General features: G+C 45.8%; 23 protein-coding genes. 3 read left to right on the forward strand and 20 right to left on the reverse strand.

All coding sequences use genetic code 11. The features are described from left to right. The first annotated feature begins 3 nt into the window (after nucleotides 1-3). Nucleotides 4-510: a flavodoxin gene (locus BSHG_RS10370; protein ID WP_005800645.1), complete on the forward strand. Its 507-nt coding sequence runs from the start codon at nucleotides 4-6 to the stop codon at nucleotides 508-510. A gap of 76 nt (nucleotides 511-586) precedes the next feature. Here the strand turns inward: BSHG_RS10370 and prmA are convergent, their stop codons facing one another. After that, the gene (gene prmA / locus BSHG_RS10365; RefSeq protein WP_005795115.1) at nucleotides 587-1,429 is read right to left on the reverse strand and encodes a 50S ribosomal protein L11 methyltransferase; all 843 of its coding nucleotides are present in this window, start codon (nucleotides 1,427-1,429) and stop codon (nucleotides 587-589) included. A gap of 207 nt (nucleotides 1,430-1,636) precedes the next feature. Between prmA and BSHG_RS10360 the strand changes: the two genes are divergently transcribed. Continuing rightward, complete coding sequence (locus BSHG_RS10360) at nucleotides 1,637-2,971, forward strand: hypothetical protein (RefSeq protein WP_005786474.1); 1,335 nt, start codon at nucleotides 1,637-1,639, stop codon at nucleotides 2,969-2,971. A 34-nt stretch (nucleotides 2,972-3,005) separates the two neighbouring features. Then, nucleotides 3,006-4,676 carry an OmpP1/FadL family transporter gene (locus BSHG_RS10355; protein ID WP_005786476.1) on the forward strand — a complete coding sequence of 557 codons (1,671 nt, stop codon included), beginning with the start codon at nucleotides 3,006-3,008 and terminating at the stop codon, nucleotides 4,674-4,676. 87 nt (nucleotides 4,677-4,763) lie between these two features. Here the strand turns inward: BSHG_RS10355 and BSHG_RS10350 are convergent, their stop codons facing one another. From BSHG_RS10350 to BSHG_RS10265, 19 genes are all read right to left on the reverse strand, one after another. Further along, the gene (locus tag BSHG_RS10350) at nucleotides 4,764-5,231 is read right to left on the reverse strand and encodes a nucleoside deaminase (protein ID WP_008768302.1); all 468 of its coding nucleotides are present in this window, start codon (nucleotides 5,229-5,231) and stop codon (nucleotides 4,764-4,766) included. A 167-nt stretch (nucleotides 5,232-5,398) separates the two neighbouring features. Then, the gene (locus tag BSHG_RS10345) at nucleotides 5,399-6,292 is read right to left on the reverse strand and encodes a hypothetical protein (protein ID WP_005800641.1); all 894 of its coding nucleotides are present in this window, start codon (nucleotides 6,290-6,292) and stop codon (nucleotides 5,399-5,401) included. 13 nt (nucleotides 6,293-6,305) lie between these two features. Further along, nucleotides 6,306-6,755 (reverse strand): DUF6108 family protein, encoded by a 450-nt coding sequence (locus BSHG_RS10340; RefSeq protein ID WP_005786482.1) that lies wholly within the window; start codon nucleotides 6,753-6,755, stop codon nucleotides 6,306-6,308. Nucleotides 6,756-6,783: 28 nt separating this feature from the next. Continuing rightward, a complete protein-coding gene (locus tag BSHG_RS10335) occupies nucleotides 6,784-7,209 on the reverse strand; it encodes a hypothetical protein (RefSeq protein ID WP_008659356.1) in 426 nt (141 codons plus the stop codon). Then, nucleotides 7,206-7,727, reverse strand: a complete 522-nt coding sequence (locus BSHG_RS10330) for an RNA polymerase sigma factor (RefSeq protein WP_005786485.1) — start codon at nucleotides 7,725-7,727, stop codon at nucleotides 7,206-7,208. The genes BSHG_RS10335 and BSHG_RS10330 overlap by 4 nt, the downstream gene beginning before the upstream one ends. A gap of 153 nt (nucleotides 7,728-7,880) precedes the next feature. Then, the gene (locus BSHG_RS10325; protein ID WP_005786487.1) at nucleotides 7,881-8,867 is read right to left on the reverse strand and encodes a Gfo/Idh/MocA family protein; all 987 of its coding nucleotides are present in this window, start codon (nucleotides 8,865-8,867) and stop codon (nucleotides 7,881-7,883) included. A 215-nt stretch (nucleotides 8,868-9,082) separates the two neighbouring features. Beyond that, nucleotides 9,083-9,907, reverse strand: coding sequence for a transporter substrate-binding domain-containing protein (locus BSHG_RS10320; protein ID WP_008659359.1), 825 nt, complete (start codon nucleotides 9,905-9,907; stop codon nucleotides 9,083-9,085). An 8-nt stretch (nucleotides 9,908-9,915) separates the two neighbouring features. After that, nucleotides 9,916-11,958, reverse strand: coding sequence for a putative porin (locus tag BSHG_RS10315; RefSeq protein ID WP_005795080.1), 2,043 nt, complete (start codon nucleotides 11,956-11,958; stop codon nucleotides 9,916-9,918). Nucleotides 11,959-12,080: 122 nt separating this feature from the next. Further along, nucleotides 12,081-12,623, reverse strand: coding sequence for a 2-oxoacid:acceptor oxidoreductase family protein (locus BSHG_RS10310; protein ID WP_005786493.1), 543 nt, complete (start codon nucleotides 12,621-12,623; stop codon nucleotides 12,081-12,083). 18 nt (nucleotides 12,624-12,641) lie between these two features. Further along, on the reverse strand, nucleotides 12,642-13,403 hold the full coding sequence (locus tag BSHG_RS10305; RefSeq protein WP_008659363.1) for a thiamine pyrophosphate-dependent enzyme: 762 nt from the start codon (nucleotides 13,401-13,403) through the stop codon (nucleotides 12,642-12,644). Between the two features lie 96 nt (nucleotides 13,404-13,499). Continuing rightward, nucleotides 13,500-13,673, reverse strand: coding sequence for a hypothetical protein (locus BSHG_RS21875; protein ID WP_005776430.1), 174 nt, complete (start codon nucleotides 13,671-13,673; stop codon nucleotides 13,500-13,502). Between the two features lie 10 nt (nucleotides 13,674-13,683). After that, complete coding sequence (locus BSHG_RS10300; RefSeq protein WP_005786497.1) at nucleotides 13,684-14,766, reverse strand: 3-methyl-2-oxobutanoate dehydrogenase subunit VorB; 1,083 nt, start codon at nucleotides 14,764-14,766, stop codon at nucleotides 13,684-13,686. 11 nt (nucleotides 14,767-14,777) lie between these two features. After that, nucleotides 14,778-15,005 carry a ferredoxin family protein gene (locus tag BSHG_RS10295; RefSeq protein ID WP_005776432.1) on the reverse strand — a complete coding sequence of 76 codons (228 nt, stop codon included), beginning with the start codon at nucleotides 15,003-15,005 and terminating at the stop codon, nucleotides 14,778-14,780. An 18-nt stretch (nucleotides 15,006-15,023) separates the two neighbouring features. After that, a complete protein-coding gene (locus BSHG_RS10290; RefSeq protein WP_005786499.1) occupies nucleotides 15,024-15,299 on the reverse strand; it encodes a tetratricopeptide repeat protein in 276 nt (91 codons plus the stop codon). Between the two features lie 309 nt (nucleotides 15,300-15,608). Further along, nucleotides 15,609-16,043 (reverse strand): ribose 5-phosphate isomerase B, encoded by a 435-nt coding sequence (gene rpiB / locus BSHG_RS10285; protein ID WP_005786501.1) that lies wholly within the window; start codon nucleotides 16,041-16,043, stop codon nucleotides 15,609-15,611. An 82-nt stretch (nucleotides 16,044-16,125) separates the two neighbouring features. Next, on the reverse strand, nucleotides 16,126-18,135 hold the full coding sequence (locus tag BSHG_RS10280; protein WP_008659370.1) for a transketolase family protein: 2,010 nt from the start codon (nucleotides 18,133-18,135) through the stop codon (nucleotides 16,126-16,128). A gap of 154 nt (nucleotides 18,136-18,289) precedes the next feature. Beyond that, on the reverse strand, nucleotides 18,290-19,444 hold the full coding sequence (gene galK, locus BSHG_RS10275; RefSeq protein WP_005800633.1) for a galactokinase: 1,155 nt from the start codon (nucleotides 19,442-19,444) through the stop codon (nucleotides 18,290-18,292). A gap of 35 nt (nucleotides 19,445-19,479) precedes the next feature. Continuing rightward, nucleotides 19,480-20,805 (reverse strand): MFS transporter, encoded by a 1,326-nt coding sequence (locus BSHG_RS10270; protein ID WP_005786507.1) that lies wholly within the window; start codon nucleotides 20,803-20,805, stop codon nucleotides 19,480-19,482. Nucleotides 20,806-20,855: 50 nt separating this feature from the next. Then, on the reverse strand, nucleotides 20,856-21,953 hold the full coding sequence (locus tag BSHG_RS10265; RefSeq protein ID WP_008659375.1) for an aldose epimerase family protein: 1,098 nt from the start codon (nucleotides 21,951-21,953) through the stop codon (nucleotides 20,856-20,858). Nucleotides 21,954-22,166: the final 213 nt, after the last annotated feature.

A 22,166-nucleotide genomic window follows, 5' to 3' on the forward strand; every position in this document is an offset into this window, starting at 1 on the left:
ATCATGAAAAAGATAGGAATATTCTATGCTGCCAAAGCCGATAAAACCTCTTGGGTGGCTGAAAAGATTCAAAAAGAATTTGGTACTTCTGCCGAGTCTGTAGCTATCGAAAATGCCTGGCAGAATGATTTTGAAGCCTATGATAATTTCATAGTCGGTGCTTCCACCTGGTTCGATGGCGAACTGCCTACTTATTGGGACGAGCTTCTGCCCGAACTCCGCACCTTGCAGTTGAAAGGGAAGAAAGTGGCTATCTTCGGGCTTGGCGATCAGGTGAAGTATCCCGAAAACTTTGCCGATGGTGTCGGACTGCTTGCCGAAGTCTTTGAGAATGATGGAGCTACGCTTGTCGGTTTTACTTCTATAGACGGATATAGTTTCGAGCGTTCCCGGGCTCTGAAAGGTGATAAATGGTGTGGATTGGTCATTGACATCGAAAATCAGTCGGAAATGACTGATAAGCGAATAAAAGACTGGTGTAGGCAGGTGAAAAAGGAATTTGAAGTTTGATCCGGTCATACCGCAGAGTAGCACAGGACTGACTGTTATGTCGTTCGTGTGTTACTCTATGGCAGGCCCGTGTGTGTTAAAGTACGAACTTTACTGCTGCCCATCGGTTTTTCTCTTGATGGTGTACGAAGGTGAGTCCGTGCTTTTCTGCTTCCCGGCGGATAGCCGGAATATCATCGATATAGAATCCGCTCATAAATAACTCCGATCCCGGATGCATGCATGCTACATACTGCTTCATATCGTTCAGTAAGATATTGCGGTTGATATTGGCTATTACTACATCGAATGGCCCTTTCCCTTGCAATGCCGAAGCATCCCCCTGCGAGACGGCAATATCTGTCACTCCGTTCAGTTCGATGTTCTCTATCGAGTTGCGTACACACCATTCGTCGATATCGATGGCTGTGCAAGGCTTAGCTCCCCGCATCCGTGCGAGAATAGCCAGTATTGAAGTTCCGCAGCCCATATCCAGCAGCGACTTGCCGGTCAGTTCGCTATCCAACAATTCTCCGATAATCAGGCTTGTCGTTTCATGGTGTCCTGTTCCGAATGCCATCTGCGGATTGATCAGGATATCATATTCTGCCTTAGGCACGTCCTGATGAAATGTGCTATGAATCACACAACGGTCTCCGATCACAATCGGTTGGAAGAAATTTTTTTCCCATTCTTCGTTCCAGTCCTTGTCTTCGGCCTCGGCAAACGTATAAGAAATTTCCGTATCCGGCACAGGAAAATTTGCCAGCTCTGTTTTCAATGTCTCTTCGTTGTAAAGTGATTGCTGAATATAAGCGGTCAGTCCGCCTTCCCGTTCGACAAAACTCTCGAATCCGGCTTCGCCCAACACGGCAGCAAGCACATCATTCACCGTTTCGGTGCAAGGATGTGTATCAAAAGTGAACTCAAAGTACTTCATAGGTGTTTTTATTTGCAAAAGTACGATTTAAAGGGATAGAAACAAAGTAAACATTGTTTTTATCGGGTTGAGATTTGTTAAGTTAAAGAACGGCAAAATAGGGAAATCCCTATTATTGTTTGGGGAAAATCTATCCGGCAGCGTGAATACCTTGCTTATCTTTGTAACGTGAATAAAAAGATTAAGAAACCAATAAACCACGGAAATATGAAAAAGATTGTGTTATTATCGCTGTTTGCCCTGTGCCTCCCACTGCTTGTGATGGCGCAAAGCAATAATGACGACCTTTATTTCGTACCTTCTAAGGAAAAAAAGCAGGAAGCCAAAAAGACTCCTGTGAAGAAGGAACCGGAAAAAAAAGTTGTCACCACGAACATTTATACGTCTCCGGGTACTACGGTAGTAGTTCAGGACCGTAAAGGAAACAAACGCGATATGCGTGATGTGGATGAGTATAACCGCCGTTACGATGCCAAAGATAACGAGTTCGCAATGGAGGACGATACATTATACGTAAAAGAAAAAGCTGTCTCCGATCCGGATGGTGAATGGGTGAACGGGTTCAATGGCTCACAGGATGACTACGAGTACGCTGAACGCATCATTCGTTTCCGTAATCCCCGTTTTGCGGTAAGCATTAGCAGCCCGCTTTACTGGGACATTGTTTATGGAACCAATTCCTGGGATTGGAATGTTTATACAGACGGTTTCTATGCTTATGCATTCCCGACATTTACCAACCGCTTATGGTGGGATTGGCGTTACAACTCTTATGGTTCCGGATGGGGCTGGGGATGGGGCTGGTCTTCACCTTATTATGCTTGGGGTGGCTATTATCCCGGTTATTGGGGTGGCTATTGGGGTGGTTACTGGGGCGGCTGGTATGGCGGCGGCTACTGGGGACACCATCATCACTATCATCCCGGATGGGGTGGCGGTGGCAGCTGGGCAGGAAGATATAATACCTATACCCGTCGTGGTTCGTCTGCTGTGAGAAGCAGTTATGGCAACTCTTCGACCGTTCGCCGTTACAGTTCAGGTGCGGTACGCTCCAATAGCGGTTCTTCCGTTCGTTCGTCAGCGACATCTTCTTACAATAGAGGAGAGAGCTCTGCCAGACGTGTGATAGGAACGCGTGTAGTCGGTGAACGTCCGGGATCTACTACGCGTACAGATGCTTCTTCTTCACGTCGAAGTACCTATACCCGTCCAAGTAGTACACGCAGTAGTTCTTCTTATGAAGGAACTCGCGGCGGAAGCACTACTACAGGTTCTCCGTCTTACTCGGAAGGAGGCAGAAGGGCAAGTACAAGAAGCAGTTCTACTTATACTCGTGGCAGTTCTACGGCTCCTTCGCGTAGTTACAATGAGAGTACCACTCGTCGTTCATACAACAGTACTCCTTCTCGTAGCAGCAGTTCGTCTACGCGCAGTTATTCTTCACCTTCAGGTAGCAGTTCACGTAGTTATTCTACCGGTGGCGGTGGTGGTTCTTCCCGTTCTTCCGGTGGCGGTGGCGGCTCTTCAAGGGGCAGAAGATGATAATGGAGGTATTAACTTAAAAAAGCATTTGACGATGAAAAAAATAATTACTTTAGCAACTTTGGGGCTGTTGGTAGCAGCAGCCCCGATAAGTGCACAGACTGTGTACGATGCTGCCAAGATAACAGGAAAGGACTTGAACGGAACCGCCCGTTTTGTCGGCATGGGTGGCGCCATGGGAGCTTTAGGAGGTGATATCTCTACAATCGGAACGAATCCTGCCGGTATCGGTATCTATCGCAGCAATGATTTTATGACTTCTTTCGGCTTTTCTTCATACGGGACGGAAAGCAAATATTTGGGAGATAAATTTAAGTCGGATAAAATACAAGGTTCTTTTGATAATCTGGGGTTTGTATTTGCATCTAAGATTGGCAATGAAACTTCTTTGCGTTATGTGAATTTTGGATTTAACTACCATAAAGCCAAGTCTTTCTATAAGAATATGAATATGAAGGGAGGACTCGGTAACAGTTCGCAAACCTATCAGATGGCCCAACAAGCCAGTGGCATAACCAAATGGGGAGATTATCCTTATGACGATCCGGAGATAGGATGGCTTTCCATATTGGGATATGACGGTTGGTTGATTAGTGATATCACAACTGATAAAATGAATGCAGCCGGCAAGCCGAATTCTCCATATGTGGATAAGGATGGAAATCAAAGATACGATGCCAATGGTAAACCTCTGTATACGACACCGGGTAATTACTATGGTATGTATGATGACGGTGTCGCCAATTTCCACTCGCAAGAGCGTGGCGGAATCGACCAGTACGACTTTAATGTTGCTTTCAATTTCAACGACCGGTTCTATCTTGGACTGACTCTCGGGGCATATGCGGTTGATTATAGCAAGTACACTTATTATTCCGAAGCGTATACAGGAGCAAATGCACCGCAGAATTACAATCTGAGGAGTTGGAATAAGGTAAGAGGTTCGGGTTTCGATCTTAAGTTGGGTACGATTATCCGTCCGTTTGAAAATTCGCCCTTCCGTATCGGTCTGGCCATTCACACCCCTACGTTCTATAATCTGGATTATAAGACCAGTGCCCGTGTAGAATCGGATGTGTTGAACGTTGAGACAGGAAAGATAGATCAGTGGTCGGTGGATACGCGTGATAAGTTACCCGGAAATGGAGATATGGTGCGTGAATTCCGGTTACAGACTCCGTGGACTTATAACGTAAGTTTAGGTTATACCATTGGTACAAGTCTGGCATTAGGTGCCGAATACGAATATCAGGATTATTCAACGATGAAATTCCGAGGACCGACCGGTTCAAGCTCTGAGTTTACGTTTGAAAATAGCACGAGACCTATGATGAAAGGTGTGAATACCCTCCGTCTTGGTCTTGAATATAAAGTGATCCCGCAGTTTGCGCTGCGTGCCGGATATAATTATACTTCGGCTATTTTCCATGGAGATGCTTTCAAAGATCTGCCTTATTATTCTATCCAGACAGATACTGACTGGGCAAATACGAAGGCTCTGAGCAACTATACTTTGGGTATCGGGTATCGCGGTTCTGTATTTTATGCAGATCTGGCTTATAAGTTCTCTACTTATAATGAAGATTTTTATCCGTTCGTAAATAAGTATGAGGAAAACAATGCAACTACGGTGCTGACACCGGAAACAACCAAAGTGACTAATACCCGTAGCCAAGTGCTGTTTACTTTAGGTCTCCGTTTCTAATTAGATTCCCAAGCAATTAAATTATAACTTTTGTGTGTATAGAAATCCCCGAAGGACGATGCAGTGTTCTACGGGGATTCTTGTTTATCAGTATTCTATCTTATCTTCTTTTTCCATCCACTCCTCAAAAGCTTTGATTGCTTCGTCGTGGAGTAATACTTCGGATGGCAGCTTGCGGTTCTCCGGTTTCAGTTCCAATTCATCGTAGATAAACGAGTCGTCGAATCCGATGTTTTTGGCATCTGTCTTGTTATTGCCATAGTACATCTTGTCTAATCGGGCCCAATAGATGGCACCCAGGCACATGGGACAGGGTTCGCAAGAGGTGTAAATCTCGTAACCGCTCAGGTTAAAAGTTCCCAGTTTTGAGGCAGCCGCGCGGATAGCGCTTACTTCTGCATGGGCAGTGGGGTCGCATGAGGCTGTTACGCGATTGACGCCTGTGGCCACTATTTCTCCATCTTTTGCAATGACAGCTCCGAAGGGGCCTCCTCCGTTTGCTACATTTTCTCTGGAAAGTTCGATGGCTTTCCTCATTAGTTCTTCTTTGGTCATGTGATATAAAAAATCTATCGTTAATATTGTTATACGTTTTTTGCAAATATAAACAATATGAACGATAGATTGTTTCTTCCGGCAGAGAAATCAGCTTATTCTTTTTGAATAGTCGGACTGTTGATGCCGTCGGGCGGGTATATGGTTGCCATCCGTCGGACTTCCTGTTACCAATACCAGCACAGACCGAAAGAGTAGGGATAAAGTTCGGGACCTTTTTTGTGTTCGAAGAGGCTGTAGGTAGAGTAGCGCAAATACACTCCGATGTCACCGTAACCTGCTTGTGCCAGGAGGTTAATGCCTACCGGGTGGACATTCAGGCCGCTGTCCAGATTCTTTTTATGTCCGTTGACCTTTGCTTTCGACTTGGCTCCATGACGGATTTCCGCTTCAAGTCCGGCTGAAAAGAATAGAGGACCGTGAGCATTGCTGTGGCTGAATCTTTTTTGCCATTCCAGGGCTACCGGAATGCGGAAGTAGAAATAGCGTAACCGGCTTTTGGTATACACTTCCTCGTCGGGAACACCCGGAACAATGCCGGTGACTCCATCTATTTGTCTGAAGGCATAGTTGTTGCCCAGGCGGAAAGAGCGGTATCCCCAGCCTAAACCGGTCGTTATGCCCCATTGGCGATCACGTGAGAGTGTCAGGGAGCCTTGAAACAGATTGAAACCGATTTCCCAGGACTTGTTGGCGTTTATATTCAGTCCGTCTGGAGTATTGAAGTTGATGCCGTCAGAGAGCCGTGTGTATCCCATATAGAATCCGGCAATATGCGGGTCGAACCGATAATGGTTCTTTCTTTTGACGAAGGGGACGGTGAATGCCGTGCGGCGTTCGGTAGTTTGTCCGTCCGTATAGATTCCCTCAAAAATCTGATCGTTCTCTATCGTATCGCCGTGCGAAGACTGTTCGTAAAGTTTTACCTTTATTTTCCCTTCGTTTTCTTTAATCAGGATTTTGCGTCCGTTGACGTAAAGAGTCGTGTCTTGCGAAATGCCTTCTTGAGCCATTCCCGCCATCGGGATCAGCATAAACAGTAATAAATAAATGTGTTTCATATTCTTATAATGTTTAGTTTTTTTTCATAAATAACATGGTTACCAGATCGTCTGCATCCAACTCGCCCTCGATGTAAATCAGGGTAGCCGAGCCTTTTTTACCGGTTTTGAACAGGATGAACCGGTTGACATCTTCTTTTAGCTGGGGCAATTGATAATAGCCGGACTGGATTTGTCCGCCTGCCACCACTTCCTTCACTTTCTTTGCCTTCTTTTTGTCAGCATCCAGACAGTTGAGAATGGTGGGCAGTGCTTCTTCAACGTCTTTAAAGACAAGGCTTTTATAGAGAGTCATCTGGTAGGTTTCCAGCATTTCGTTGGACAGCTCTACCATAGTCACTCCTTTTTGTTTACCGTATTTCTGGAATACGGAAGCTATTTGTAGTCCCTGTTGTGCTCTTGCCATGCCGGAGGCGACAGTAAGTAGCAGGATAATCCATGTGGTGCGAATGACTTTATTCATACTTCGTTTCTTTTATTATTTTCTTTTTTTATTCGGAGAACAGCGTAGCGAATACTTCCTCCTCGCTGATACTGACATCACGAAACGCGATCATGGCTTGTTCGCGTACCAGCTTGGCATCGGTATAGCATTTCCCGTCAATGATTACATAATTAGCGGTTGAGGTGTTGAAATGTCGGTTGAGACCGGCAATACCCAATATAAGCAATATTCCGGCAGCCATTCCGCTGAATATGTAAAGTAGACGGCGGCGCAGAGGGACAGAAGTTTTCGGAACTTCGGAGACGGCAGTCTTGCTCTGCCGGTTCTCTTCGTTGAGGAAAGCAAACATCGGGCGGTACATCTGCAGATGTTCCGGTATGATGCCCCGGGTGAAAAAACGGCGGAGCTCACGTTCTTCTTCGCAGGTGGTTTCCCCTTCAAAATACTTGTTCAATAATTCTTCTATATTCATGCTTCGTTTCTCCTTTTTCTTTGTTGTATGGTTTGCAGGTAAATGTCTCTTACTTTTTTCCGTGCCCTGGATAAATTGCTGCGGATGGCTTCGGAGCTGCATCCTGTTATCTCGGCGATTTCTTCGGTTTCGTACTCTTCTACATCTTTCATCCGGAGGATGGTCTGTTGCAGAGGTGGCAGTGTACTGATGATATGTCGCATCAGGCTGAATTCGTCTTTCTCTTCAAGCAAGCGTTCGGGGGTGGCGACCGGACTGGCAGCCTGTACGCTGTCGAGCGATAGGTTGTCGGGATGTTTCCCTCTGAGGATATCCATGCAGGTATGATGGGTCATAGTCATGGCAAGGGCCTCAATGCTATGGTATTCGTCCAGTTTCGGACGAAGGTTCCATAACTTCAGCATCACTTCCTGCACGGCATCTTCGGCATCCGAGTGGTCATCTGTCAACTTCCGCGCATAACTAAGCAGTTTGTCGCGGAGTGGAAGAACGGCTATTTTGAATTGTTTTAGTTCCATTTACATAAGCAAGACGGAGAAGGAAGGAAAACGTGACATGGAAAAGATAAAAAAATGATGAACGATCAACAATAAGTAGTGTCCTGATAGGTGGAATGTAGTGTGAGGTAAGACGATCTCTATCGTTTATGGTTGATCGTTCATCGTTCATTATCAGATCTTTCCCAATATTTTATCCATCACCCAGTTGGTCGTTGTGGCACTTTCGCCATCACACGAACAGGTGGATTTTCCAAGAAGATGGTCTACTACGGCTTGAATCAAGGGCTGCTGTACGTGTTCAGGGTTTTCTACCACTATTTCTTCACGTCCTCTTTCAGTATGGAGGGCAATCGGGTCATAGGTAAATACGGAGAAGCAGATCATGCCTTTATCGCCGATAATTTCGATACGGTCTTCGCGGGCCGAATCATGGGCTACGAAGCACCACGAACCGCTCCCTACCAATCCGTTGTCGAACTGGAAACATGCGCTCAGTGTATCTTCTGCCGGATAGAGTCCGCCACGGTTGCTTTTATAGCCACTGGCTTCGAGTATGCAGCCGAACATCTCCTGCAGAAGGTCGATCTGGTGTGGTGCGAGGTCATAGAAGTATCCTCCTCCGGCAATATCGGCCTGTACACGCCAGGGCAGATTCTCTCTGTTATAGTCCAGATCGCGAGGGGGCTGTGCAAAACGGATCTGTACGTTGATTACATTGCCGATCGTACCTTTGTCCACCAGTTCCTTCACTTTCATAAAGTAAGGCAGGTAACGCCGGTAGTAGGCTACAAAACAAGGGACTCCCGTCTCTTGTGAGATGCGGTTGATGCGGGCACACTCTTCGTAAGTCTGTGCCATTGGCTTTTCGATATAAACCGGTTTTCCGGCTTTCATGGACATGATGGCATAAGTGGCGTGTGAAGAGGGCGGAGTGGCTATGTATACGGCATTTACTTCCGGATCGTCTATTAACTCTTGTGCGTCGTCATACCACTTCGGTATGTTCCGCTCTTTAGCATAGGCTTTGGCTTTTTTACCGTCACGGCTCATGACTGCCACTACTTTGGAGCCTTCTACTTTCTGAAAAGCAGGTCCGCTTTTGTATTTGGTCACCTCTCCGCAACCAATGAATCCCCATTTTATAATCTTATTGCTCATATCTTTTTATTTATCGTTCCGCAAATATACTCAATTCTGCCGAAAGCAAAGAATGATTTACAGTTATCCTGATAGAGATCGTTCGCGTTCGTTCCTTAGTACGATGGTATCGGTTGCACAACTCGTACACGACCAGTTGCTCAACTCGTACTGTACCAGTTGTACAACTGGTAACTGTTATCTTTAAAAGAGACGGGAGGAGGGAAGAAAGCCGGTTATTGTTTCCCGTAATATTTGCGATAAACGGACTGGTATTCTCCTTTTTTTCGGAAGTCGGATAGCCATGTATTCAGGCTGTCGAGTAGGGCGGGAGATTGCTTGCTGACTCCCCATGAATAGAATTGTGTGAAACTGATGGCGGTATTGATATCGAGCTGGGGTAGCGAGTCCACAGCCATCCGGGCGATGCCCTCGTCACATACGGCATAATCGATGTCTCCGTGAGCAACCATTGCGATCAGTTGCTCGGAACCATATTTCTCTATTTCGTTAACATAGATCGTATCGCCTATTTCATTGCTCAGGTTGCGGATACGCAGGATGGAGGGAGATCCTTTGACGACATTCAATGTTTTGCCTGCCAGGTCGAGTTGGCTTCTGATGGCAAGTGAATCGTTTTCTCCGACTTTGCGTTGCACCAGGACTTGTTTGCTTAAAATGATAGGGGAGGTGAGGAGCAGCGAGTCTTTCAGTTCACTCGTAGCCGGTATGCCATAAGCCACTACATCATACGTTCCGTTGGCCAGCCCTTCCAGCCGTTGATTGAAGCTCATCACCGGAGAGACCTGTACCTGTAAACCTTTGTCGCGCGCAAACGCCTCTATCAGTTCGTAATGGAATCCCGAAACCGTATCTCCATCCACATAGAAGCTGATGGAGTTGTATTCTGTTGCAGCATGAAGAATGCCGCTTTCTTTGATCTCGGCATAATCCCGCGGATGTCCTTTGGGCTTCTCTTTGCGGGGCCAACAGGTGACAACGAGGGCTGATATCAGTCCCAATACGACGTATTTCAGATACTTAGGTCTCAGTAGATTCATGGCGGCAGTTAGTCATAGAAGTTCCAGGAAACACCAATCTTAAACAGGCGCGGGTTGATGGGGTAATGGGGTGACAAGAAATAATTCGAGTTACCCATTCCCTGATTGACGTGGTACATCATCGCGAAAAGGCGCGTACGTTTCAATTGCAGGTTGGCATATACATTGATGATCGGATAACCACCAATCTTTACCTGGTCGTCTTCCGGTTGCAAGTGGAACTGCTGGATGGCGGGAGTATATGCCGGAGCATAATATTTGGTGAAATAGCGTACGTCGGCTCCCAATTGTACGTGAAGCACTTTCTTAGCCAGTGTTGTCTGGATATAGAGGTTATGGTATAGTGAAAGTTCGGGCAGGGGTAACACGGTGTTGTTGCTCGACTTTTGCCAGGTCACTTCATTGTCCAGATGAAGAATGCCCAGGCGGAAGTTTTGTGACAGAGTGGCGGAAAGCACTTGGATATTACCTCCATTCTGTTGGGGCAATGCTTTTTGATTGAAATACGTATAGTTCTTGATGTTTTCCACTCCGGCTTTCAGGTTGGTTTGCCAATGTTCTATGTTCAGCTCACCTTCCAGTCGGGTACGGAATTCTTTTTCCATATTGTCATTGTCCCAATAGAAGTACTTGGAGTGATAATGACGCATATAGAATGCGGGAAGAGTGTTACTGATGGATCCGCGGGCAATAAAGCTGACCGTGTCTTTCCATAGGCGGAAGTTCAGGTCGAGGTCGGCGTTGACACGGAATTGCCCGATCGCTTTATCCAGGATTCCCACTTCACCCATGGCGCGGTAGTGGAGCGTTTTTCCCTGGCGTTTGGCCAGTTCACCTCCGACAAAGACTTCATGTTCGCTGTATTTATCCACGCTTACAGAGTCCCGGTCCATAAGCCGGTAATTGCTTAACTTATGCGAGATGAAAGCTGTCAGCCCGGCTTTGGCATATTTATTGAAACCCTCGAGCAGTGCGATTCCCAATGTGTTTTTGACTCCGATATAACTGGTAGAGTCATTCACCAATTTGTTTCCGGGTTGGATATAAGCCTCCGGATAAATTTTGTACAGTTCGTCCTCCGAAGTAAACTGGTGGCGGCTGCGTTCCACTTTCATCGTGTGGATGAAACTGGTGACCGGAACGAACTCTGTCTTTTGAGTGTTGGTTGTGTCATCTTTGGCTTTCTCCACTTCACGCGTGAATCCCAGTTTATAGCGTTGGGTGAGGAATATGTAAAAGTCTTTGTTACGATTGGCGCTTTTGCTCAACAGGGTAGGGATATTCTGCGATTCGTATTCCTTTTTTCCCTCCGCCATCTCTTCCGGACGGGTGATGTAACGGTCGTCGGTGATACCGCCATTCTCGTTCATCTTCAGATAATTGTTGCTGTACAGTAAAGTGGCTTCATAGCGGTCGCCTATGTAACTTCCGAAAAGTGCGGCATTAAAGTAAGAGGTATTCTGGTTGTTATAATATCCCCGTCCGTACAGGTAATCGAAGTTGAAACCAAATGCCAGCCGTTTATTCACATTAACAGAAAAGTAAGACTTAAACCGTTCTTCTCCATTGATCTTATTACCGGCTTTATAGTAGGTAAGATTGGTGAAGGGCACGTTACTGTTGGTGAAGTTGAATTCGTCGGGACGTATGAAGAAGCTTGAAAAAGGTTCCATAAAGATGGTCGGTTCCGCGTCCCGACGTTCAAAGAAGAGGCGGGACAGACGGGGAGAACCTAAATTGCCCAGATAATTATAATGTCCTGTCAGACCTTCTACCAAGTTGGTGTTCTGAAACATGTGGGTTGCGGTATCAGCCGGGATTCTTTGAATCGTCCCCAGGTTTTCGCTGACGTGCCACATATAAAGTGTCGGAGGAAGTCCCTGTATCTCAACGTCTGTACTATCTTCCTGAACCCGCATGGCCGGGTCTATCTGGTTGCCGTTGGCATCTCTGCCGGTACGGGGATCAACTTGTTGTGTAGGGTTGAACTGTGCCTGTGCGGTCAGCAAACCTACAACAAGGAGTATATATGTAAGTAGGATTCGTCTCATAATTAGCCGCAAAGATACTTATTAAAATGAGAATTGAGAATTGAAATTTAAAAATTATCCGCTATCTCTGCCTGTGGCATAGCTAATAATTTTTAAATTCCGATTCTCAATTCTCAGTCAGTTTAAGCTTCTCTGATCAGTTCCATCCCTTTTTTGATGGCCTCTTCGTTCATCGGGATCAGGTGATGGTGGCGTTCGGGCAAAGTTTTCTTCAAACCTTTCACTACATTTTCTAAAGTGACAATGGGGCGAAGTTTCAGCAATCCTCCCAGCACGATCATGTTGAATGCTTTAGCATTGTTCATTTCATTGGCCGCATCCATTGCATCGATGCGGTACACCTTGATATCCTTGCGGGTAGGCGGGTTGATAATGCCGTATCCGTCGTAGATCAGGATACCTCCGGGTTTCACACGGCTTTCGAACTTTTCCAGTGAAGGCTGATTCAGAATGATAGCTGTATCATATTTGCTCAAGATCGGTGAAGAGATCTTGTCGTCACTTACAATGACTGTAACGTTGGCTGTTCCGCCACGTTGCTCAGGACCATAAGCCGGCATCCAGGTCACTTCTTTGCCCTCCATCAGTCCGGAATAGGCTAAAATCTTTCCCATAGACAGTACACCCTGTCCACCGAATCCTGCTATAATTATTTCTTCTTTCATCTTAATGATATTAACTTATTATTTATCTTTCAAGTCGCCAAGAGGATAGAAGGGGAACATGTGTTCTTCCATCCATTTGTTGGCTTTCTCCGGAGTCATTTTCCAGCCGGAACTACAGGTCGAAACGATTTCTACCAGGTTGGAGCCTTTTCCGTTCATTGAATTTTCAAAAGCTTTACGGATTGCTTTTTTAGCTTTCCGGATAGCCGGAACGGATTGTACCGACTGACGGGTTACGTAAGCTGTACCTTCCAGTTGGGCAGCAATCTCAGTTATCTTCAACGGATATCCGTGGAGTTCCGGATCACGTCCATAAGGACAAGTGGCGGTTTTCATTCCCATCAGGGTAGTAGGAGCCATCTGGCCTCCGGTCATACCGTAAATGGCATTGTTGATAAAGATAATCGTAATATTTTCACCACGATTCAATGCGTGGATAGTCTCTGCCGTACCAATGCAGGCAAGGTCGCCATCTCCCTGATAGGTGAACACCAGGCGATCCGGCCAAAGACGTTTGATGGCAGTGGCAAGTGCCGGCGCACGTCCGTGTGCAGCTTCCTGCCAGTCAATGTCAAGGTAATTGTAGATAAATACAGCGCAACCTACGGGTGAGATACCGACTGCTTTGTCTTCCAGTTCCATCTCCTCGATTACTTCGGCAATCAGTTTATGTACAACGCCGTGGCTGCAACCCGGACAATAGTGCATGCCATTGTCGTTCATCAGAGTCGGTTTCTTATAAACCAGATTCTCGGGCTTGATTATTTCTTCTTTCGTCATAACTTCTTTTTTTTATCTTTAAGTGGCCGGGTTTGCTTGTTCTAAGTTCGGGTGTCTTAAACTACGCAGACTTAAAATGCTTCAAGGCCCGGATACTTATCTGTTGGTGAACCGTATAAAAAACTCCATCAGCTTGACAAAAATTGCCGCGCCGCATACGTAGATAAACACCTTAAAGTCGTCCTTCGCAACGAAGTAGGTGATAATAGCTGCCAGAGCCAATATCATAAACAGTATGTTCAATACGTTTCTTATTTTATCGGGATTCATCGTACTGTAGTTATTTGATTAATTGTTCTTTCAATGCAGTTACTATTTCGTCCGGATCGGGAACAATTCCTCCCAGGCGGCCGAAATGTTCAACTTTCACTCTTCCGTTCACTGCTAAACGAACGTCTTCTACCATCTGTCCGGCATTCAGCTCGGTTACCAGCATACCTTTTACCTTATTGGCATACTCGGCAATCGCTTTCGTCGGGAACGGCCATAGAGTGATGGGGCGAAGCATACCGACTTTAATCCCCTCTTCACGGGCCAGTTCCATTGCTTTCTGGCCGATACGTGCCATTGAACCGAAAGCTACAATCAGATATTCTGCATCTTCGCAGTCAATTTCTTCAAAACGTACTTCGTTTTCTTCAATTACTCTGTACTTTGCCTGGAAGCGGAGGTTGTTTTTCTCCATCTCTTCCGGACGCAGTTCCAACGAAGTGATGATGTTGGGCTTACGGTCTTTTGTCTTTCCGGTAGAAGCCCATGGACATTGTGCTATGACTTCCGCATCCGTACGGCGGGCTTTTGCGGGAGGAAGAACCACTTTCTCCATCATTTGTCCGATAACACCGTCTGCAAGGATGATGGCCGGATTACGGTATTTGAACGCAAGTTCGAAAGCGAGTCCGACAAAGTCTGCCATTTCCTGAACAGAAGCCGGAGCCAATGCGATGAGTTTATAGTCACCGTGTCCTCCACCTTTTACAGTCTGGAAATAGTCGGCCTGGCTTGGTTGGATAGTACCCAAACCGGGGCCGCCGCGCATCACGTTTACGATCAGACATGGAAGCTCGGCACCTGCCAGATAAGAAATACCTTCCTGTTTCAGGCTGACACCGGGACTTGATGATGAGGTCATCACCATTTTGCCGCTTCCGGCACCACCATAAACCATATTGATAGCTGCCACTTCACTTTCCGCCTGGAGGACTACCATGCCGGTAGTTTCCCAAGGTCTCAGTTCGGCAAGAGTTTCCAACACCTCCGATTGCGGAGTAATAGGATATCCGAAGTATCCATCGGCACCACAGCGGATGGCCGCATGGGCGATGGCTTCGTTTCCTTTCATTAATACAACTTCTTCTGCCATATTCTTTTCTTTTATTCTACTTTTACTTTATAAACAGAGATACATCCGTCCGGACATACGGTTGCGCATGAACTGCATCCGTTACAGGTATCTTCAAGAATCTGCTGGGCATAATTATACCCTTTCACATTCACCTCTTTGGCGAGGGATATTACGTTGAGCGGACAAGCTACCACACACAGGTTGCACCCTTTGCAACGCTCTGTGTCGACTACGATTGCTCCTTTGATTTTTGCCATAATCTATTTTTATTACGTTTATTGATTATACATATCTTTATTGTAGAAGTTCAATATATCCATCACCATTTTGCGTGCCTGGAGAGCCGGGCTGTCGGGATTGAGTTCAATGGCGGATTGATAATTATTGAGGGCTTTTTGCCAGTCTCCTAACTTGCGGTAAGCATTTCCCATCAGATAGTAAGCTTCGTCTTTACCGACGGGTTCAGTCTGGAGAAATTCTTCAAGTGCTTGAAGCGCATTTTCTATATCTCCTTGATTGATAAGCTCTTTGATGGTTTTCAGTTGATCCATATCTTTTGATTTTCCGGATTATTGAGTCACAAAGATAGCTTTTTATCTTTTAACCTGTTCATCTCTACTGTGAAAAATAGGAAAACAGAAAAAAATAGAGGGGGGAAATAAAATAGGTATTTGTCAATCTGGTACTGTTCTGAGGATGAATAGAGGCTATTGTATCCTTCCCGAGCATTTGCGAGGGGGCTATAAAAAGGGGAGTGTATCAAAAGTTCGCTAATTTGCAGTGAACCCTTGATACACTCCCATGTTGTTATTAAAGTCAGTCTTCTATCGATGTGATATGGAGGTCGATAGGGGAGACTCTCACTTTACAGGAATTTTATCAATGCGTTTCTGGTGGCGTCCGCCTTCAAACTCTGTCGAGAAAAATTCCGTCATAATCATATCCGCCTCTTCCGTGCTGATATAACGGCCGGGCATAACCAATACGTTGGCATCGTTGTGCAGGCGTGCCATGTGTGCGATTTCTGCTGTCCAGCAGAGTGCGGCACGAATACCCTGATGTTTGTTTAATGTCATGCTGATACCATTACCGCTACCACAGATGGCAATTCCCGGATAGCATTCGCCGGCTTCAACAGCCAGTGCCAATGGATGGGCAAAATCGGGATAGTCACAGCTGTCTGTCGAGTAAGTTCCGAAGTCTTTGTATTCCCAACCTTTTGCTTCCAGCCAGCCCCTTACGTATTCTTTCAATTCGAAACCGGCGTGGTCGCAACAAATTCCAATTTTCTTCATGTCCTTTTTAATGTGCTAATATAATGAATGTGCTAATGCACTGATCCTGCCGGATTAGCGCATTAGCACATTTAATGATTGATCAGAGCATTGCTTTTACCTGATTGTATACGTTTTCTGCGGTGAATCCCAGTTTCTCATCCAGCACTTTGTAGGGTGCCGAGAAACCAAATGATTCAAGACCGAACACTTTACCGTTGGAACCTACCAAACCTTCAAGATTCACCGGAAGTCCGGCTGTCAGACCAAAGATTCTGGCTCCTGCAGGAAGTATGGATTCTTGATACTCTTTGCTTTGATTACGGAATAACCCTTCGGACGGAGCGGAAACAATACGTACTTTCACACCTTCTTTGCGCAGAAGTTCGGCACCGGCCACCAGCGTTGAAACTTCCGAACCCGAAGCTACCAGGATCACATCCGGGTTTTCATCGGCGTCGGCAATGATATAAGCACCTTTTGCAGCTTGTGAATAATCGGTTCCTGCGGGCAGGTTAACGATATTCTGACGTGAAAGGATCAGTGCTGTAGGAGTCGACATGTTTTCCATTGCAAGTTTCCACGCAATGGTTGTCTCTTCCACATCCGCCGGGCGAAGTACCAACATAGAGTTGTGTCCTTTGTGGTTCTTCAGTTTTTCAAGCAGGCGTACTTGTGCTTCTTGTTCTACCGGTTCGTGAGTAGGTCCGTCTTCTCCTACACGGAACGCATCATGAGTCCAGATGAATTTTACCGGTTGCTCCATCAGGGCAGCCATACGCAGGGCCGGTTTCATGTAGTCTGAGAACACAAAGAATGTGCCGCATGCAGCAATGATACCTCCGTGCAGAGACATACCGATACAAATACAAGCCATACTTAACTCTGAAACTCCTGCTTGAAGGAAAGCGCCGCTGAAATCTCCTTTTTTGAATGCGTGCGTCTTTTTCAGGAATCCGTCTGTCTTGTCTGAGTTAGACAGGTCGGCTGATGAAACGATCATATTTTCTACCTGAGTGGCCAATGCTCCTAATACGGTTGCAGATCCGGCACGGGTTGCGCCGCCGGCTTTCTGTTCAATGGCATCCCAGTTTACTTTCGGGGCTTTTCCAGAGAAGAATTCGGCCAGTTTAGCTGCCTTTTCAGGGTTTGCTTTTGCCCATTCTGCTTTTGCTGCATATTTGTCAGCAACAATCTTCTTCAGTTCTTCCGCACGTTTGGCATACAGTTCGGCTACTTCGGGGAAAATGGTGAATGGATTCTCCGGATTTCCACCCAGGTTCTTGATTGTATTCACATATGCGTCTCCGCCCAATGGTGCGCCGTGTGTCGCGCAGTCGGCTTCATAGCTGCTTCCATCGGCCCGGCGTGCTCCTTTACCCATGGTCGTTTTACCGATGATCAGGGTCGGACGGTTCTTTTCAGCTTTGGCTTCAGTCAGAGCTTTGCGTATCTCGTCAGGATCGTTACCGTTGATTGTGATTACTTTCCAGTCCCATGCTTCATATTTCATGGCTACGTTTTCCGTTGTTACATCTTCTGTGTTGGTAGAAAGCTGTACGTCGTTTGAATCGTAGAACATGATCAGGTTGTCCAGTCCGAGTGTACCGGCAATGCGGCCGGCACCCTGAGAGATTTCTTCCTGGATACCTCCATCGGATATATATGCGTAAATAGTCTGGTTCATTACTTCGCCAAAGCGGGCTTTCAGGAATTTGGCTGCAATGGCTGCGCCTACTGCATAAGTGTGTCCCTGTCCCAGCGGGCCGGAAGTATTTTCAACGCCACGGTCTACATTCACTTCAGGGTGTCCCGGAGTAGGGCTGCCCCACTGACGGAATTGCTTTAATTCGTCCAATGTATATTTTCCGGTGAAAGCCAATACGGAATAAAGCATCGGTGACATGTGTCCCGGGTCGAGGAAAAAGCGGTCGCGACCTTCCCAGCGTGGGTTTTGCGGATCGTATACCAAAAACTCAGAGAAGAGTACGTTCACAAAATCAGCACCGCCCATGGCGCCTCCGGGGTGTCCCGAATTGGCTTTTTCCACCATCGACGCAGCTAATATGCGGATATTATCAGCCGCACGATTCATAAGTTTACTATCGTTCATATCTATTGATTAATTTAGTTTTTTCAGATTTTTCGCAAAGATAACCTTTTAGTGGGACTTATCTACCATAAAAAGATAGCTTTTTTACATAACAAAAAGAAAGGCACATCTGTTTAGGATGTGCCTTGTCTTCTGAATATTAGTTTTTGAATCTTTATACCAGTCTTCTTGAACCGTCACTGATAACTACATCATATACTTTCGGGCTTCTGCCGAATTTAGCTTTGAATGATTCTTTAGCTTTCTCGATGAAGTTGTCATACAATTCGTCTTTCACCAGGTTGATAGTACAACCGCCGAAGCCGCCGCCCATAACGCGTGAACCGGTTACGCCACACTCTTTAGCGCAGTCGTTCAGGAAGTCGAGTTCTTCGCAGCTTACTTCGTAAAGTTTGCTCATGCCATGATGAGTTTCGTACATTTTCTGACCTACCGTTTCGTAATCTCCTCTTTCCAGGGCATCACATACATCGAGTACACGCTGAATTTCTTCGATTACGTATTCGGCACGCATGTAATCTTCTTCACTGATATCAGCTTTTGCCTCTGCCAGCATATCCATTGTACAGTCACGCAGGAATTCTACATGTGGATGTTTTTTCTGGATGGCAGCCACAGCAGCCTCGCAGCTCTGACGACGTTTGTTGTATGCCGATGAAGCCAATTCGTGTTTAACGACCGAATCCAGCAATACCAGACGATAACCTTCCGGTTTGAACGGGAAGTACTGGTATTCCAAAGAGCGGCAATCCAAACGAATCAGGCTACCTTCTTTACCGAATACAGAAGCGAACTGGTCCATAATACCACAGTTCACACCGCAATAGTTGTGTTCTGTAGCCTGACCGATTTTAGCTAATTCGAATTTGTCTATTTTGTTTTCACCAAACAGGTCATTCAGCGCAAAGGCATAAGTACTTTCCAAAGCAGCCGATGAAGACATTCCGGCACCCAATGGCACATCTCCGGAGAAAGCGGTATTGAATCCTTTCACGTCAACGCCACGTTTGATCATTTCGCGGCACACACCGAATATATATCTTGCCCAGCTGGCGCGTGGAGCATCTTCTTCGTTCAATCCGAAAGTTACATAATCTTTCAGGTCGATAGAGTAAGCGTTTACTTTATCTGTGCCGTTAGGCTTGATTTCGGCGATCATACCTTTATCGATAGCTCCCGGGAAAACAAATCCCCCATTGTAGTCGGTGTGCTCACCAATTAGGTTGATACGGCCCGGAGAGGCATATACAAATCCTGTAGTTCCATCAAAATGTTTGATGAAGCGACTTCTTACGTGTTCTATATCCATGATCGTTTTGGTATTAAAAAGTTATTATTTAAGTTTTATTCAACAGGAATATCCTTATTTACATTCTTGCAACCTACAAGTGCATAGTACAGCATGTATGCTACGGCAGCGAAGATTACCCAGTAACTTGCAATGTAGCTGCTGGTCACGTCGGCTACTGCACCCTGAATCAACGGCAGGATACCACCACCGCAAACCATTACCATGAAGATACCGGAAGCCATTGCCGTATATTTACCCAGTCCTTCTACTGCAAGGTTGAAGATACCACCCCACATGATAGATGTACAGAGTCCGCAAAGTGCGAAGAACATGATTCCTACAGGTACTGTTTCCATACCGAAACCGATGCTGGCACCTCCTTTAAATACAGGCATAGCTACTGTTGTTGCGCTGGGGGCAAACATACCGATCAGCAAGAAGATCAAAGCCAGTGAAGAAACGACTGTCAACTGAGTTTTACTTGAGAATTTAGCTCCCAAAGCACCACCGCACAGACGACCGATCATCATCAGGAACCAGTAAGTACCTACGATTGAACCTGCCATAGCTGTATCCATACCGAAACCTTTGGCACCGGCTGCATCAGGTGAAGTAGTCAGGAACAGGTTGATAAAGTTAGGAATACCTACTTCCACACCTACGTATACGAAAATGGCAACTGTTCCCAAAACGAAGTGACGGAATGAAAGCGGACTGTGAGTGTCTTTTACTTTATGATCACTGGCGCTTTCTTTGTGAGGTTCGGGGATGTCCATGATAGCCAACACGATGAATACGACAGCAAAGATACCCATAGCAATGAACAATGCCGGATTAGCGTCACTGATACGTGTGTCCTGGCTGATAGTACCGATCAGGTAACCACCCAATACCGGAACGATTGTAGCTGAAATAGAGTTCAGAGAACCACCGAACTGAATTAATTGATTACCTTTCTTACCGCCACCTGCAAGTGTATTCAGCAATGGGTTTACTACTGCATTCAACATACACATAGAGAAACCTGAAACAAAAGCACCTGTCAGATAGATCCAAAATACAGTCAGTTCACCGGGCTGGTAGTCCATCTGTCCCGAAAGCACCTGAATGCCGACTCCGATAAATCCTACTGCTACGGCAGTAAGGGCTGTCTTTTTGTAACCGATTCTTTTGAGCATCATACCTGCCGGGAGTCCCATAAAGGCATAAGCTATGAAGTTGGCTGCATTACCCAGCTGCGTCATCCAGTTGGCAGCCTGGAATTGCTCTTTTACAATAAGTCCGAGCGGGTTAGTAAGTCCTGTTACGAATGAAATCATTGCAAAAAGCGCAAACATCATTGCAATAGGCAACACATAATTCTTTTTTTGTTGTGTCATGGTTTTTAAAAAGTTGTTAGTTATAAAAATGAGGTTAGTTATTTCCTTATTTATTTTTCAACTCCGAATTTATAGATGGTTACCTGCTGGTATTCATCGCCCGGCAGTAATGTAGCCGACGGGAAGTGTGCTTTATTCGGTGTGTCGGGGAAGCATTGAGCTTCGAAGCAGATAGCGCTTCGTGCGGGGAAAGTAGCTCCGTTTGTTCCTTCGAAGCCGCCCAGCCAGTTGCCTGTGTATAATTGTACGCCGGCTTCTGTGGTATATACCTCCATGGTGCGTCCGCTGTTGGGCTCTTTACAGGTAGCTGCCAGGTCGAGAGAACCTGTTTCTGCCTTGTTCAATACATAGCAATGGTCATAGCCGGCACCGTATATAAGTTGCTGGAATTTGTCATTGATTCGTTCGCCAACAGTATGTGGGGTACGGAAATCCATCGGAGTTCCTTCCACTTTGGCTATTTCTCCTGTCGGGATGGATACTTCATCGATCGGAGTATAAAAATCTGCGTTGATTGTGACGATGTTATTTTCTACAGTCGGAGTAGGATTGGCTGTTCCTGCCAGGTTGAAGAAACCGTGATTGGTCAGGTTTACGACTGTTGCTTTGTCTGTAGTGGCACGGTATTCGATGACAATCGCATTCTCTTCTTCTTCAAGGCGATAAGTCATTTCAACTTCCAGATTACCGGGGAAGCCCTCTTCTCCGTCAGCGGAAGTATAGTTGAATCGGATCACCCCTTCTTCAAGTTGCTCGGCATCCCATACTCTGGCGTGAAATCCGGTGGGGCCACCATGAAGTGAGTTGGGACCGTTGTTGATCGTGAGACTATGTTCTTCGCCATACAGGGTGAATTTACCTTTGGCGATGCGATTGCCATAACGTCCGATAGTGGTACTTAAGAAAGGTTCCGGTCCGTGCATCAGTGCATCCAGTGTACCATAGCTGAGTACGACATTGGCATATTTTCCGTCTTTATCCGGAACCATGATAGATAGAATGGCGCATCCGTAGTTTGTTACGGCAACTTCCATTCCTTTCTTGTTTTTGAGGATAAACAAATCGGTTTTCTTATCGTTTATATCCTTTTGAAAATCTTTCCGGCTGAGCCCTGACAGATTTCCTTCAGTTGGGAATGTGTTAATCATGTCTGGTATTATTAAAATTTCTTGCAAATAAAGGGAAATTCTTTCGTTCTCCCAAATTATTCTTTGTAAATCTGTTCGGCGATTTAGGAAAGTTTAGCGTTTTCCGTGAAAGCATCCTAAGTTGTAATGCGAAGATAAAAAATTCATGTTAGTTTTAATTAAAAGCCCGGATTTTGTGTATTATTTGATATTTTTCGTATGTTTGTCCCTTGA

This window comes from Bacteroides sp. 3_2_5 (assembly GCF_000159855.2).
Lineage (GTDB): Bacteria > Bacteroidota > Bacteroidia > Bacteroidales > Bacteroidaceae > Bacteroides > Bacteroides fragilis.